The sequence below is a fragment of the Micromonospora sp. FIMYZ51 genome, assembly GCF_038246755.1.
Classification (GTDB): domain Bacteria; phylum Actinomycetota; class Actinomycetes; order Mycobacteriales; family Micromonosporaceae; genus Micromonospora.
The window spans coordinates 3,749,211-3,763,819 of record NZ_CP134706.1 but is presented as its reverse complement, the minus strand read 5'-3'; the positions used below and the strand labels follow the sequence as shown (position 1 = coordinate 3,763,819).

The 14,609-nt window shown below is 71.8% G+C and carries 12 protein-coding genes and 2 pseudogenes; 8 read left to right on the top strand and 6 right to left on the bottom strand.

Annotated elements, in window-relative coordinates; genetic code table 11:
• Positions 1-2 precede the first annotated feature (2 nt).
• The 5 genes from QQG74_RS17140 to QQG74_RS17120 all read left to right on the top strand — a co-directional run bounded on the left by QQG74_RS17140 (position 3) and on the right by QQG74_RS17120 (position 5,464).
• The gene (locus tag QQG74_RS17140) at positions 3-641 is read left to right on the top strand and encodes a bifunctional 4-hydroxy-2-oxoglutarate aldolase/2-dehydro-3-deoxy-phosphogluconate aldolase (protein ID WP_341715772.1); all 639 of its coding nucleotides are present in this window, start codon (positions 3-5) and stop codon (positions 639-641) included.
• 32 nt (positions 642-673) lie between these two features.
• Complete coding sequence (locus tag QQG74_RS17135) at positions 674-1,666, top strand: sugar kinase (protein ID WP_341715771.1); 993 nt, start codon at positions 674-676, stop codon at positions 1,664-1,666.
• A gap of 27 nt (positions 1,667-1,693) precedes the next feature.
• Positions 1,694-2,920: a D-mannonate dehydratase ManD gene (manD, locus tag QQG74_RS17130; protein WP_341715770.1), complete on the top strand. Its 1,227-nt coding sequence runs from the start codon at positions 1,694-1,696 to the stop codon at positions 2,918-2,920.
• Positions 2,910-3,461 carry a gluconokinase gene (locus QQG74_RS17125; protein ID WP_341715769.1) on the top strand — a complete coding sequence of 184 codons (552 nt, stop codon included), beginning with the start codon at positions 2,910-2,912 and terminating at the stop codon, positions 3,459-3,461. Before manD ends, QQG74_RS17125 begins: the two co-directional genes overlap by 11 nt.
• Before the next feature lie 176 nt (positions 3,462-3,637).
• Positions 3,638-5,464, top strand: coding sequence for an AMP-dependent synthetase/ligase (locus QQG74_RS17120; RefSeq protein ID WP_341715768.1), 1,827 nt, complete (start codon positions 3,638-3,640; stop codon positions 5,462-5,464).
• On the opposite strand, the gene QQG74_RS17115 is transcribed toward QQG74_RS17120, so the two are convergent.
• Genes QQG74_RS17115 through QQG74_RS17105 form a run of 3 tightly spaced genes read right to left on the bottom strand, consistent with a single transcriptional unit; the run spans position 5,458 to position 7,675 of the window.
• Positions 5,458-6,138, bottom strand: a complete 681-nt coding sequence (locus QQG74_RS17115) for a lysoplasmalogenase (protein ID WP_341715767.1) — start codon at positions 6,136-6,138, stop codon at positions 5,458-5,460. The two genes, QQG74_RS17120 and QQG74_RS17115, sit on opposite strands and share 7 nt — an antisense overlap.
• Positions 6,135-6,962, bottom strand: a complete 828-nt coding sequence (locus tag QQG74_RS17110) for a sterol desaturase family protein (protein ID WP_341715766.1) — start codon at positions 6,960-6,962, stop codon at positions 6,135-6,137. The genes QQG74_RS17115 and QQG74_RS17110 overlap by 4 nt, the downstream gene beginning before the upstream one ends.
• Entirely contained in the window at positions 6,959-7,675 is a 717-nt protein-coding gene (locus QQG74_RS17105) for a GntR family transcriptional regulator (RefSeq protein ID WP_341715765.1), read from the bottom strand. Before QQG74_RS17105 ends, QQG74_RS17110 begins: the two co-directional genes overlap by 4 nt.
• Here QQG74_RS17105 and QQG74_RS17100 point away from each other — a divergent pair.
• Complete coding sequence (locus tag QQG74_RS17100; protein ID WP_341721480.1) at positions 7,674-8,009, top strand: hypothetical protein; 336 nt, start codon at positions 7,674-7,676, stop codon at positions 8,007-8,009. The two genes, QQG74_RS17105 and QQG74_RS17100, sit on opposite strands and share 2 nt — an antisense overlap.
• Before the next feature lie 63 nt (positions 8,010-8,072).
• On the opposite strand, the gene QQG74_RS17095 is transcribed toward QQG74_RS17100, so the two are convergent.
• Both QQG74_RS17095 and QQG74_RS17090 read right to left on the bottom strand, forming a co-directional pair.
• Positions 8,073-9,620 (bottom strand): N,N-dimethylformamidase beta subunit family domain-containing protein, encoded by a 1,548-nt coding sequence (locus QQG74_RS17095; RefSeq protein WP_341715764.1) that lies wholly within the window; start codon positions 9,618-9,620, stop codon positions 8,073-8,075.
• Between the two features lie 211 nt (positions 9,621-9,831).
• The gene (locus QQG74_RS17090) at positions 9,832-11,406 is read right to left on the bottom strand and encodes an FMN-binding glutamate synthase family protein (protein WP_341715763.1); all 1,575 of its coding nucleotides are present in this window, start codon (positions 11,404-11,406) and stop codon (positions 9,832-9,834) included.
• Positions 11,407-11,572: 166 nt separating this feature from the next.
• Here QQG74_RS17090 and QQG74_RS17085 point away from each other — a divergent pair.
• Positions 11,573-12,256, top strand: a pseudogene (locus QQG74_RS17085) (hypothetical protein); the annotation flags it as partial.
• Between the two features lie 657 nt (positions 12,257-12,913).
• Positions 12,914-14,182 (top strand): annotated as a pseudogene (locus QQG74_RS17080) (MFS transporter); the annotation flags it as partial.
• On the opposite strand, the gene QQG74_RS17075 reads toward QQG74_RS17080, so the two are convergent.
• Entirely contained in the window at positions 14,144-14,596 is a 453-nt protein-coding gene (locus QQG74_RS17075) for a YchJ family protein (RefSeq protein WP_341721262.1), read from the bottom strand. The pseudogene QQG74_RS17080 and the gene QQG74_RS17075 sit on opposite strands and share 39 nt — an antisense overlap.
• Positions 14,597-14,609: the final 13 nt, after the last annotated feature.

Genomic DNA, 14,609 nt, shown 5'->3' with positions numbered 1-14,609 from the left:
GCATGACCGACGTACTCACCGCCGAACTCGCCACCACCCGGCTGCTGGCGATCATCCGGGGCACCGACACCTCGGCCGCGATCGCCGCCGGCACCGCCCTGCTCGCCGAGGGCGTGTCGATCGTCGAGGTGGCGCTGACCACCCCGGGAGCGCTGGACGCCATCGCGGCGATCCGGGCGCAGGCACCTGCCGGCACGCTGGTCGGCGCCGGTACGGTGCTCACCCCGGCCGCCGTCGCCGACGTGGCGGCGGCCGGCGCGCAGTTCGTGGTCACCCCGGCCGTGGTCGACTCGATTCCCGAGGCGGCCCGCCGGGGCCTGCCGGTCGCCGCTGGCGCGCTCACCCCCACCGAGGCGTACCGCGCGGTGCAGTTGGGGGCGAGCGCGGTCAAGCTCTTCCCGGCCTCCGTGGGCGGGGCGGCGTACCTGAAGGCGGTCCGCGACCCCTTCCCGGACCTGCCGTTCGTGGCGGTCGGCGGCGTCGGCCTGGCCGAACTTCCCGGCTACCTGGCGGCCGGCGCGCTCGCGGTCGGCGTCGGTGGCCCGCTGGTCGGCGACGCCGCCTCCGGCGGTGACCTCGACGCCCTGCGCGAGCGGGCCCGCTCCTACCGCGCGGCGGTCCGCGCCGCGACGGCGTCATGAGCGGGCGTGCCGGGTCGCCGGGTTCCGGTCGCGTGGCGAGCGAGCCCGCGGCGGCGTCGAGCCCCGGCGGACCGGGCGGCGCCGACGTGCTCACCGCCGGCGAGGCGCTGGTGTCGCTGCGCTCGTCCGGCCCGCTGGCCGTCGGCGGCCCGCTGACCATGCACCTGGCCGGCGCGGAGTCGAACGTGGCCATCGGCCTGGCCCGCCTCGGCCACCGGGCCGCCTGGGCCGGCCGGATCAGCGACGACGAACTCGGCGAGTTCGTGCTGCGGCAGCTGCGCGCGGAGGGCGTCGACACCACCGGGATCCGCCGCGATCCGGAGCGGCCGGCCGGCCTGATGTTCCTGGAGCGGCGTACCGCCGACGTGAACCGGGTGCGCTACCACCGCGCCGGCTCGGCGGGCTCCGCGCTGAGCATCGACGACCTGCGCGGGCCGCTCGCGACCGGTACCCGCGTGCTGCACCTGACCGGGATCACCCCGGCGCTCTCCGACACCGCCCGCGCGGCGGTGACCTGGGCGGTACGCGCGGCGGCGGCCGACGGCATCGCCGTCAGCCTCGACGTCAACTACCGGGCCGGGCTCTGGTCCCGGGAGGCCGCCCGGGAGACACTGGCCCCGCTGGCCGGGTACGCGTCGGTGATCATCGCCTCCGCCGACGAACTGGACCTGGTCGCCGAGCCCGGCGTCGACGAGGCCGCCGTGGTCGCCGGACTGCTGGACCGGGGCGTCGGGACGGTGCTTGTCAAGCTCGGCGCCGACGGCGCCCGCGGGTACACCCGCGACGGCGTGGAGCAGGTGCCGGCGGTACCCGTGACCGCCGTGGACACCGTCGGTGCCGGCGACGCCTTCACCGCCGGCTATCTCTCCGGCTACCTCGACGGGCTGCCCCTGGCCGACCGGCTCCGGCGCGCGGCGGCGCTCGGCGCGTTCGCGGTCGCCGGCACCGGCGACTGGGAGGGCCTGCCCCGCCGCGACGAACTTTCCCTCATCACCGGCAGCGCCGCCGGCACCACCCTCCGCTGAGCATCATCTGCGAGAAAGGCACCCCTCGTGAAGATCGTCGCCGCCGACGTCATCGTCTCCAGCCCGGACCGCAACTTCGTCACATTGAAGATCACAACAGCGGACGGCATCACCGGGCTGGGCGACGGCACCCTCAACGGGCGGGAACTCTCCGTCGCCTCGTACCTGCGTGACCACGTCGTGCCGCTGCTGCTCGGGCGGGACGCGCACCGGATCGAGGACGCCTGGCAGTTCCTCTACCGCTCGGCGTACTGGCGGCGGGGGCCGGTCACCATGGCCGCCATCGCCGCGGTGGACGTCGCGCTCTGGGACATCAAGGCCAAGGCCGCCGGCATGCCGCTCTACCAACTGCTCGGCGGCGCGTCCCGCAACGGCATCATGGCGTACGGGCACGCGTCTGGTCGGGACCTGCCGGAACTGTTCGACTCGATCCGCGCCCACCTCGACCAGGGCTTCCGGTCGATCCGGGTGCAGACCTCCGTGCCCGGCATCAACGCCGTGTACGGGGTCGCCGCCCAGTCAAGCGACGGCAAGCGGTACGACTACGAGCCGGCCCAGCGCATCCCGCTGCCGGCCGAGGAGGACTGGGACACCCGCGCCTACCTGCGGCACCTGCCCGGCGTCTTCGAGGCGGTCCGCAACGAGTTCGGCCCGGAACTGCCGCTGCTGCACGACGGCCACCACCGGATGACCCCGATCCAGGCCGCCAAGCTCGGCAAGGCCCTCGAACCGTACGACCTGTTCTGGCTGGAGGACTGCACCCCGGCGGAGAACCAGGAGGCGCTGCGGCTGGTCCGCCAGCACACCACCACCCCGCTGGCGATCGGCGAGGTGTTCAACACGGTGTGGGACTACCAGACCCTGATCCGCGAACAGCTGATCGACTACGTGCGGTCCGCCGTCACCCACACCGGCGGCATCACCGCGATGCGCAAGCTGCTCGACTTCGCCGCCCAGTACCAGATCAAGTCGGGCATCCACGGCCCGACCGACATCTCGCCGGTCGGCATGGCCGCCGCGCTGCACCTGGACCTGGCCATCCACAACTTCGGCATCCAGGAGTACATGCGGCACGGCGCGCTCACCAACGAGGTGTTCCGCCAGTCGTTCTCCTTCACCGACGGTTACCTGCACCCGGGTGAGCAGCCCGGCCTGGGCGTGGAACTGGACGAGGAGGCCGCCGCGCGGTTCCCGTACCAGCCGGCGTACCTGCCGTTCAACCGGCTCAAGGACGGCACGGTCCATGACTGGTGAGCCGTCGACCCGGCACATCGTGGTGATGGGGGTGTCCGGCGCGGGCAAGACCACCGTCGCCCACGGCATCGCCGCCTCGACCGGACTCAGCTTTGCCGAGGCTGACGAGTTCCACTCCGAGGCCAACGTGGCCCGGATGCGGGCCGGCGTACCCCTGGACGACGAGGCCCGCTGGCCGTGGCTGCGCGCCCTGGCCGACTGGATGGCGTCCCGGCACCGGGAGGGTGTGTCGACGGTGCTGGCCTGCTCGGCGCTGAAGCGCTCCTATCGGGACGTGCTGCGCCAGGGCCCGCCGAGCGTGGAGTTCGTGCACCTGGACGGTCCGACCGAGGTGATCCGACAGCGGATGTCGATCCGGACCCATCGGTACATGCCGGCCAGTCTGCTCGACTCGCAGACCGCGACCCTGGAGCGGCTCTGGCCGGACGAGCAGGGTGTCGTCCTCGACCTCCAGCTCTCCTCGGACGAGCTGGTCACCGCGGCGGTCGAACAGCTCGGCCTGCCGGTACGCCAGGTGTCGGCCACCGAGCCCCACCCGTAACCCTCGTACCGCGCCGATCCGGGGCCGCGAGTTTCCCGGATCGGCGCGGCAGGACGGACTCCTGTAGCAGGTAGGACGCTCGGACGGGCGGGTTTCGGGGTTTCCCGGCTGGCCCGTGCCCGCACAGGTCACCATCGAGCCCAGCGCGAGCAGGACACGACGGCGGGTGGGCGGGCGTGCGGGAGAAAGCGGTTGAGTCGAAGGTCGGCGGCGACGTCAACCTGGCCGAGCAGGTGTGGCGCAACGCCGCGGCGGACGCCGACGGGGTGCAGTTCGTCCGGCCGGACCCGGACCCCCGGTCGTGGCCGGTCCGGCGCTCCGCGAGCGGAGGCGCGCTGCCGGTGACCTGCCGGCAGTTCCGCGACGACGTACTGGCCCTGGCCCGTGGCTTCGTCGCCGCCGGAGTGGCCCACGGCGACCGGGTCGGGCTGCTCTCCCGCACCCGCTACGAGTGGACCCTCGTCGACTACGCGCTCTGGTCCGTCGGCGCGGTGACCGTACCGATCTACGACACCTCCAGCAGCGACCAGATCCGCTGGATTCTCGACGACTCGGGCGCGGTGGCCTGCGTGGTGGAGACCGCCGAGCACGCCGCCACGCTGCACGGACTGCGCCGGGACCTGCCTGCGGTGCGGCAGACCTGGCGGATCGACGCCGGTGGTCTCATCGAGCTGGCCGCCCAGGGCGGCGACATCGACGCGGCCGAGGTCGACGACCGCCGGGGCCGGATCACCGGTGCGGACATGGCGACAATCGTCTACACCAGCGGCACCACCGGTCCGCCGAAGGGCTGCGTGCTGACCCATCGCAACATCTCCGCCGACGTCCGCAACGCCGCCGCAGTGCTGTCGCAGCTGCTGCACCCGGGCGCGACGACCGTACTGTTCCTGCCGCTGGCGCACGCCTTCGCCCGGCTGATCCAGGTCGGCATGGTGTACCAGCGCGCCACGCTTGTGCACAGTTCCGACATGTCCGGAGTGATCGATCAGCTGCGTCGGTTCCGGCCCACCTTCATCCTCGCCGTACCCCGGATGTTCGAGAAGATGCACGACCAGGCCCGACGGGCGGCCGAGGACCGGCACCGCGGCTGGCTGTTCACCGTCGGCGACCGGGTGGCCGTGCGGTACAGCCGGGCACTGGACCGGCCGCGCGGACCGGGCCTGCCGCTGCGCCTGGCGCACCTGCTGTTCGACTTCGCCGCGTACCGCCGGCTGCGGGCCGCCCTCGGCGGACGGTGCCGGATGGCAGTCGTGGGCGGGGCGCCGCTGGGGGAGCGGCTGGGACACTTCTTCCGGGGTGCCGGCGTGACCGTGCTGGAGGGCTACGGGCTGACCGAGACCTCGCCGGCGCTGGCGGTGAATCTGCCGACGGCGATGCGGATCGGCACGGTCGGTCGCCCGTTGCCCGGCGTGCGGATCCGCATCGCCGACAACGGCGAGATCCTCGTCCACAGCCAGGTGGTGTTCGCCGGCTACTGGAACAACCCGGAGGCCACCCGGGAGGCGTTCACCGAGGACGGCTGGCTGCGTACCGGCGACCTCGGCCGACTGGACGACGACGGGTTTCTGCGGATCACCGGACGGACGAAGGAGATCATGGTTACGGCTGCCGGCAAGAACATCGCACCCGCGCCGATCGAGGAGCACATCCGGGCCCATCCGCTGGTCAGCCAGGTGATGCTCGTCGCCGACGGCCGCCCGTACGTCGCCGCACTTGTCACCGTGGAGCCGCAAGCGTGGACGCGCTGGCGGGAGCAGCGCGGGCATTCCGGGGCGTCGGTGTCGGCGTTGCGTGACGACCCGACGCTACGTGCGGAGATCCAGGTCGCCATCGACCGGGCCAACCGAAGTGTCTCCCAAGCCGAGCAGGTCAAGACCTTCCGCATCCTGCACCGGGATCTCACCGAGGCCGACGGGGAACTGACCCCCACTCTCAAGATCAAGCGGGAGGCCGTCCAGGACCACTTCGCCGACGAGGTGGCCGCCCTCTACCACGGTCACTGAGGCCGGTGCCGCACCGCCGCCGCCCAGCCGGTGCTGATCATGAACAGCGCGGCGCTGTAGGTGGTCATCACCAGCACGTCGTGTCCGGGCATCCGCGTACCGCCCGCGCCGAGACCGATCAGCAGGTCCGAGAAGAGGAACAGCGCACCGCCGAGCGCGACCCGCCAGCCGACCGCGGTGGCCGCCGCCGCCATCAGGCACAGCGCCAGGCTGTACCCGAGCACCGGTAGCCGCAATTCGCCCAACCGTGGCCACAGCATCACATTGGCCACCGCCCACAGCGCCAGATACCCGGTCACCGCCGCCGGTCGGGCCCGGCGGTGACCGACGAAGGCGGTGATGAACGCGATTTGCGTACCGAGGAAGCAGCCCATCCCGACCAGGAACACGGTGTCCGACGGCACCAGCAACGCGACATCCCCGGCGGTGGCGAAGACCAGACCGACCGCGATCGGGACGCCCGCCGCGCGGACCCGCCACAGCCAGGCCAGCAGAAGCGGCGCCAGCAGCGGTTTCGCTATCCATTGCACCGCGAGCAGGTCGGTGGCGACGGCGACCAGTTCGACGGCCGCGACCACGGCGAACGCCCAGAGCAACGCCGTGTCCCGGTCCGGCCACCGCAGCCGTACGCCCGCCGGCAGCCGCTTCGGGCCGGTGCCAGTTGCGGCGTTCATCGGACCGGCTGCCAGCCCGGGCGACGCAGCAGGTACCCGAGCCGCTCCCGCCAGGAGGTGGCGGTGCGCAGATCCCGCCAGATGGCCGCGTACTCGTGGGTCGCCACCCGCAGCGGGTTGTACGTGCCGATGTTCTTGGTCAGGCCGTACCGGACCGCGTCTCTCTCAGCCTGGAAGGTCCCGAAGAGCCGGTCCCAGATGATGAGGATGCCGCCGTAGTTGCGGTCCAGGTATTCGGCGTTCGAGCCGTGGTGCACCCGGTGGTGCGAGGGGGTGTTGAACAGCAACTCGATCGGCCGGGGCAGCAGGCTGATCCGCTCGGTGTGCAGGAAGAACTGGTAGAGCAGGCTGATCGACTGCTGAAGGAAGATCATCCACGGTGGAATGCCGAGCAGGGCCAGACCGAGCCAGAAGGGCAGTGAGGTCATCGGCGTCCAGCTCTGCCGCAGTGCGGTGGAGAAGTTGAAGAACACGCTGGAGTGGTGCACCACGTGGCCCGCCCACAGGACTCGGACCTCGTGGTGCGAGCGGTGGAACCAGTAATAGGCGAAGTCGTCGGCGAAGAACAACAGCACCCAGACCCACCAGTCGCCGGGGGAGAGGCTGAACGGCGAGATGGTGTACGCGGCGGCGTACAGACCGATGGTGAGCAGCTTCCAGGGCACACCGATGACCTGACTGCCGACGCCCATGGTCAGGCTGGTGGCGGTGTCCCGGGCCTCGTAGCCCCGTTCGGTGTTGTCGGGAGCGAACCGGTAGGACAACGCCTCGACGGTGATGAGCAGGAGGAACGCGGGGATGGCGTAGAGCACGGCGGGGATCATGCTCGGCTGTCCTTTTTGGTGGGGGCGGTCAGTGCGGCGCCGAGCAGGGACCGCGCCTGCTCGGCGGCCTCGACGTCCCGGCCGTCGGCGATGGCCGTGGCCAGGCGGCGGTGCCCGGTGACGTCGAGCAGTTCGGTGGCGCGCCGCTGTGGCGGCACCTCGGCCACCGCCAGGGCACCGGCCACCAGGCTGTTGAACGCCAGCAGGTACGCGGTGTTGCCGCAGCCGTCCAGGATGAGCCGCCACACGGCGATGTTTGCCTCACCCATCGCGGTCAGGTCGGGGGCGAGGTCGGCGAACTCCTCGACCGCGTGCACGATCCGTCGGCGCGCCGCGTCGTCGGCACGGCGGGCGCAGAGCCGGGCCGCGTCCACGCCGATGCAGGCCCGCATGTCCATCATGTCGCGCACCAGGGTGGCGACCGGCAGGACGTCACCTGAGCGTACGAGTGACAGCGTGAGGTCCAGGCCGGCGTGCACCCGCCAGTCCAGCACCCGGGTGGCGCCGCCCTGGCTGATCCGGACCAGGCCGAGCTGCTGCAACCGACCCAGCGCCTCCCGTACCGCGTGCCGGTTCACCTGGAAGGCCGCAGCCAGCTCCCGCTCGCCGGGCAGGGTGTCGTCGGTGCGGTAGGTGCCGCTGACGATGGCGTCGCGCAACTGTCCGAAGACCAGGTCGGCGACGGAGGCTCGGGTCACGGGGACGAATGCCATGCCGGGCAGTGTGGCTCAGGGCACATCAACCCGTCAACTGGTTGGACCAGAACATTCGGCGTGGCGGCGGTCCCCGCGCCTGGCGCACCTGCTGTTCGACTTCGCCGCGTACCGCCGGCTGCGGGCCGCCCTCGGCGGACGGTGCCGGATGGCAGTCGTGGGCGGGGCGCCGCTGGGGGAGCGGCTGGGACACTTCTTCCGCGCTGCCGGCGTGACCGTGCTGGAGGGCTACGGGCGAGGCCGACGGCGAACTGATCCCACCCTCAAGATCAAGCGCGAGGGGGTGCAGGACCATTTCGCCGACGACATCGCCGCCCTCTACCGCGGCCACTGAACGGCATCGACCGCATCGGCTCGACGGCGGCGGCGGAAACCGTGCACCGCCGGCACCCGACGGCTATGCCCGCACCGTGCGGGTCACCATCCGATCGAACAGGTTGCCGGTGGCGGTCTGGATCCGGCTGTCGAGGTGGTCGGGGGAGCCGAGCGCGAGCGGCCAGAGGAACGTGCCGGCGACGAAGACCATCGTCCCGTCCCGGTGCTGGAGCAGGCTGGTGTTCTGGATCCGCTCACCGCGCCCCATGCCGTCCAGGTAGGGGGAGTGGGACAGCAGTTGCTGAACGGCTCGGCGGGGCAGCCTGGTCCTGGGGTCATGGCCGTCGGCTTCGACGCCCACCAGGTTCGGAATCTGCTCGCCCTCGGTGAGCCCCGTGCCCTGCCACAGCCAGTGGTCGGCCCGCCTCACCACCAGCGGTACGGGCCGGGCGAGCATGCCGTTGTACTGCACGCCGAGCAGGCGTTGTTCGGCGTGCTTGCGCTTCTTCTCGAGATCACGCCAGCGTACGGTCGGGCCGTGCTCGTTTGGCGTGGGGTCGGGGTCCTGCTTGTAGCAGACGACGACCCGGTTGTTCCGGCCCGCCGGCGACTCTTCCGTCCGAATGTGGAAGTAGATGTTGTTGGCGCCGAGATAGGCAAGGTGGGTACGCGAGGCCACGGCTTTCTCGGCGACGTCCCGCATCTGCCGCGACCAGTATTCGTCGTGCCCGGAAAAGACGAGGGCCGCGTACTTCGTCGGATCGATCCGGCCCTCGTGCAGGTCGATACTGGAGGCGTAGGTGACGTCGTATCCGGACATCTCGGCCCACCGGACGAAGCTGCTGTCCATCTTGAACCACGACGGACGCCCACTGTCGGAATATGGGCGGTCGAACGACACCTTGAAGGCGCGCTCGGCGTTTCCGGCGTTCCTTCCCTGGGCGTCGAAGCCCTTGTAGAGGCTCTTGCCGGTCCGCCCGTCCTGTGGCCAGGCGTTGTACGCCTGATACGTGGTGAAGGGGAGGACCACCAGGATGTCCGACGCCCGTGCGGTGTCCCGGACGACGAACGGTGTGCTGCTGCGGTGCCCGTCCTTCGACCTGAAGACCGCAAGATAGACACCGGCGACCCAGTCTTCGGGGATGTCCAGGGTCCAGGAGACCGGCCAGCCGCAGTCGATCATGCCGTGTTCCGGGTGGGCGGGCGGTACCGGCTGGGCGATGCCGCGCAACGTGGGACTCTGCGCCAGTTGACGACCGCCCTGGCCACCGTAGTGCCCGATCCGGTGCACCGTGACCGTGAACTCCTGAGCCGGTCGGACCGACACGTGGAACGCCACCGAATCCCCGGCGGCGGCCGAGGTCGTGGACGCGTACCCCTGGATCTGCCGGTCCGGGTCGGTCACCACGCGCGGTCCCCGCTCCGTGACCTGCCAGTCTCGGGTGCCGGTGCAGGCGTTCTCGGTGACCACGGGATTTCGGCCGGTGTGGCTCGCCCTGCGCGTCGGCAGGACGTCGGCCGGAACGTCCTTTCGCCCGTACCGATGGACCAGCCCGGTGGCGGCGCCCACCGCACCCACCGCGCCCACCGCGAGAATGCCCAGGGCGGCACGGCGCGATAAAGAAGACATGGGAGGACCTTCCGAGGGCCGGTGCAGCTGGGCCTCGCGCGTCGGAGGCACATCTGAGGCGCGGAAAGTCGAGTGTAGACGGTCAGGTCCGGTTGGGATGGCCCGCTTTTCGTCCCCGCGGTCAGGGCGGCGGCGTGCGCGCTCGCGCTGTGGCGTTAGGAAGGGGCCCTTCCTATACACCAGGCGTTAATAAGGGGCCCTTCCTTACACCTCAACGCTGGGCGGTGGGTGACGGGGGAGCGCTGCCGCCCTGGGGTGCCTCCAGCGACATCAGGTCCACGATGGCCTTGCGGTCGGCCGCCGACGGCAGCCCCCAGTCCGGCCGGTAGCCGTACACCTCGCGTAGCGGGGTGGAGGTGGTCCGGCCGCCGAGGATCTCGACGGAGTCGGCGTCGATCAGGCCCGGGTGCTCCACCCCGCACGCCTCGGCGACCTTCATCAGGTCCCGGCGCAGGGTCTTGATGTAGTGCGCGGCGCGAACCGCTTTCGAGGCCGGGTCCAGGCCCCGGGTCAGCCAGGCGTTCTGGGTGGCCACACCGGTGGGACAGGTGTCGGTGTGGCACTTCTGGGCCTGGATGCAGCCGATCGCCAGCATCGCCTCCCGACCCACCGCCAGCATGTCGCAGCCGAGCGCGAAGGCGACCACCGCGTTGTCGGGCAGGCCGAGCTTGCCGGAGCCGACGAAGACCACCTGCTCGTGCAGGTCCCGCTCGGCGAAGACCGAGTAGACCCGGGCGAAGCCCTGCTGGAACGGCAGTGACACCGAGTCGCTGAAGATCAGCGGTGCGGCGCCGGTGCCGCCCTCGCCGCCGTCGATGGTGACGAAGTCGACGCCCCGTCCGGTGTCGCGCATCAGGTCGGTGAGTTCGGTCCAGAATTCCAGGTCACCGACGGCGGACTTGATGCCGACCGGTAGTCCGGTCTCGGCGGCGAGCAGTTCCACCCAGTCGAGCAGACTGTCGCAGTCGGAGAACTCCGCGTGCCGCGAGGGGCTCACACAGTCCTGCCCGACCGGGATGCCCCGGGTCGCGGCGATCTCCGCCGACACCTTCGCCGCCGGCAGCAGGCCGCCGAGGCTGGGCTTGGCGCCCTGGCTGAGCTTGATCTCCAACGCCCGCACCGGCGCGCCCGCCACCACGTCCTTGAGTCGGGCCAGGTCGAACCGGCCCCGCTCGTCCCGGCAGCCGAAGTACGCGGTGCCGATCTGGAGGACCAGCTCACCGCCGTGCCGGTGGTACGGCGACAGCCCGCCCTCACCGGTGTTCTGGAGGCAGCCGGCGAGCGCCGCGCCCCGGTTCAGCGCCTCGACCGCCGCACCGGAGAGCGAACCGAAGCTCATCCCCGAGATCGACACCACCGACTCCGGACGGAACGCGCGGGCGCGTCCGCGCGGCCCGCCGAGCACCTTCGCGCACGGCAGCCGTACCTCGTGCCCGATCGTCGGCGCGGACGGTGGCACCGTCCGACCGAAGGTACGGTGCTTGATGATCGGATAGCCGGGCGTGTGCTCGATGTCGTTGTCGGTGCCGAAGCCGAAGTAGTTGTTCTGTTGCTTGGCCGAGGCGTACACCCAGCGGCGCTGGTCGCGGGTGAACGGGCGTTCCTCGTCGTTGCCGGCCACGATGTACTGCCGCAGCTCCGGGCCGACCGCCTCCAGCAGATAGCGGGCTCGGCCGAGCAGCGGGAAGTTGCGCAGCAGCGCATGTTCCCGCTGCAACAGGTCACGGGTGGCGAGCGCGGCGAGTGCGGCGACGGCGGCGGGTACGGCGTGACGGGCCCATCTCATCCCGCCACCCTTTCCGCCACCGGCCCTGGTCAAACGTGTCCGGCGGCCCGGGTCGAGGCGGCCACGGCGCGACGGGCACAGGTGGCGCCGGGATGGGACGTTTCCCCCGCACGGCGCCGGGGTAGGTCGGGCCGGATCAATCACGCACCCTGTGGAGGACCATCCGATGCGAGACAACTTCGGTGACGCGGTGGGGGACACCCTCCGGTCGATCCTGCTCTTCCTACCCAAGGCCGTCGCGTTCGTGGCGATCCTGGTGGCCGGCTGGTTGGTCGCCAAGGCGGTGCTGAAGCTCGTCGACCGGCTGCTGGAGCGGGTCGGCTTCGACCGCGCGGTCGAGCGCGGCGGGATCCACCGGGCGCTGGCCCGTTCCCGCTACGACGCCAGCGACATCGTCGCCCGCCTCGCCTACTACGGGGTCCTGCTGCTCACCCTCTACCTGGCCTTCGGCATCTGGGGACCGAACCCGATCTCCGACCTGATCGCCGGTGTCATCGCCTGGCTGCCCCGGGCCTTCGTCGCGATCATCATCGTGGTGGTGGCCGCGGCCATCGCCGGTGCCGCCAAGGACATCATCTCCGGCGCGCTCGGCGGCCTGTCGTACGGGCGACTGCTGGCCACCATCGCCTCGGCGTTCATCCTCGGCCTCGGCATCATCGCCGCGCTCAACCAGATCGGCGTGGCCACCGCGGTGACCACCCCGGTGCTGATCGCCGTGCTGGCCACCGTCGGCGGCATTCTCGTGGTCGGTGTCGGCGGTGGGCTGATCCGGCCGATGCAGAAGCGTTGGGAGTCCTGGCTGTCGCGCGCCGAGTTGGAGTCGCGGAGCATCGCCGAGCACGCTCGCGCCTACTCCGCCGCCCGGCGTGACGCCGCGCCCCGGGCCGCCGAGCCGACCGCTGGCGCACCGGGCACCGCTGACGTCCCGCCGGCCACCGGCTCCGGCTACGGCGGGCCGATCTCCGACCCGTTCACGCCGACCGCCGCAGCGGCCGGTGCCGGCTCGTCCGGTGCCCGCTCGTCCGGTGCCGCCGCTCCGTCGGCCTACGACCCGGAGGCCACCCAGATCGTCACGCCCACCGGCACGGACAGCGACCCGACCACCCCGCTGCCGCGCCAGCAGCCGCAGCCGGATGACACGACCACGGTGTTGCCCCGCCAGGTCGACGCGACCCCGTCGGAGCAGGACGATCCGACCACGCCGCTGCCGCGCCCGACCGACCCGGACGCCACCCAGGACACCTCGTCCGGCCCGGACGTGCCGGCGCAGCGCACCGCCGACGACAGCGAGTCGACCATGATCCTGCCGAGGCCCGACGAGCAGCGCTGAGGGGGGCCAGCCCGGTTCCGTCCCGCGCGGCTGCCCGGCGGCGTCCTGACACATCAGGGCGCCGCCGGTTAGCATCACGGCATGAACTGGCCACGTTAATTTCTCCGTCGAGGCCGTGGGCCGCCAGCGGTCGCCGTAACACCGGCGTCCGTACCCCGTCCCACTCGAAAGGTCTCGATGATCCCCACCTCGACGGGTGCCCGCAAGCTGGCGGCCACCCTCTACGCGTACGCCTTCCTGACCGACCTGGTCCTGCTCTATCCGGTGTACGCGCTGCTCTTCGCCGACACCGGCCTGTCGGTCGGGCAGATCTCCTCGCTCTTCGTGATCTGGTCGCTGACCGGCCTCGCGCTGGAGGCTCCCTCCGGCGCATGGGCGGACGCGACCTCCCGGCGTCGGATGCTCTGCCTCGCACCGCTCTGCTCCGCGGCCGGCTTCGCCCTCTGGACCCTCGCACCGTCCTACCCGGCGTTCGCCGCCGGCTTCGTCCTCTGGGGAGCGGGTGGCGCGCTCGCCTCCGGCGCACTGGAGGCCCTGGTCTTCGACGAACTCGACCACCTGGGGGCCGCCGACCGGTACGCCCGCACCATCGGCCGGGCCCGCACCGCCGGCACGGTCGGCGTACTGGTCGCGATCCTGCTGGCCGGGCCGATGTTCGAGGTGGGCGGGTACCTGGCCGTCGGATTGGCAAGCGTCGCGGCCGGGCTGCTCGCCGCGACCGTGGCGACCCGCTTGCCCGAACATCGCACGACCGCCACCGCCGCGCCGGTCGGGTCGTCCACCGGGTCCGGCACGTCCGGGGACGCCGACACGGCCGCGCCGGTCGGATCGGCCGCCGGACCCGGCGCCTCCGGGGACGCCGACGACGAACCCGGCTGGTGGCAGGGGTTGCGCGGGGGAGTCGCCGAGGCGCACCGGCACCGCCCGGTACGCGCGGCGGTGCTGCTGGTGGCGGCGGTGAGCGCGGTCTGGGGCGGGCTGGAAGAGTACACCCCGCTGCTGGCCCGGGACACCGGCGTCGGATTGTCGACGGTGCCGCTGCTGCTCCTGCTCGTCACGCTTGGGCAGGTCGCCGGCGGCCTGCTCGCCCCACTCGGCCAGCGACTCGGCACCGGCGGGTACGCGCTGCTGCTTGCCGGTTCGGCGACGGCGCTGGCCGGCGGGGCGCTGCTCGCGCAGTGGACCGGGTTTCTGCTGCTGGCGGCGGCGTTCTGCGGTTTCCAACTGGCGTCGGTGCTGGCCGACGCCCGGTTGCAGGAACGGATCGACGGTGCCGCCCGGGCCACCGTCACCTCGCTTGCCGGGCTGGCGACCGACCTGACCGTCATCGCGGTGTACGCCGGGTACGCCCTGGTGGCCGGGGCGGCCGGCAATTCGGTGGCGTTCGCGGTCGGGGCCGTGCCCTACCTACTGGTCGCGGTGCTGCTGGTGGTCCGTCGCCGGGTGGGCGTCGAGGTAGACCCAGCGCCCGTCGTCGCGGACGAAGCGGCTGCGCTCGGTCATCGTGCCGGGCTGGCCGCTCTCCCGGTAGTGGGCCCGGAACTCGACGGTGCCGGTGGCGTCGAACAGCCCGCCGGCCTCGGTGCCGATGATCTCCAGGCCGGTCCAGCGCTGGGCCGGATCGAGGCGCAGCCGGGCCGGCCGGGTGGTGGGATGCCAACTTCGTAGCAGGTAATCCGGGTCGCCGACGGCGAAGGCGGCAAATCTGGACCGCATCAGCGCCTCCGCCGTCGGCGCGTCGGCCTCGCCTCGGTGCAGGCGCCGGCAACAGTCCGCGTACGGCAAAGCCTGCCCGCACGGGCAGGGAGTCTGCTCCGTCGGCCGGCTGTCACGTCCGTCTCGTCTGGCTCGTCGGGCCACCCGGTCATCCTCG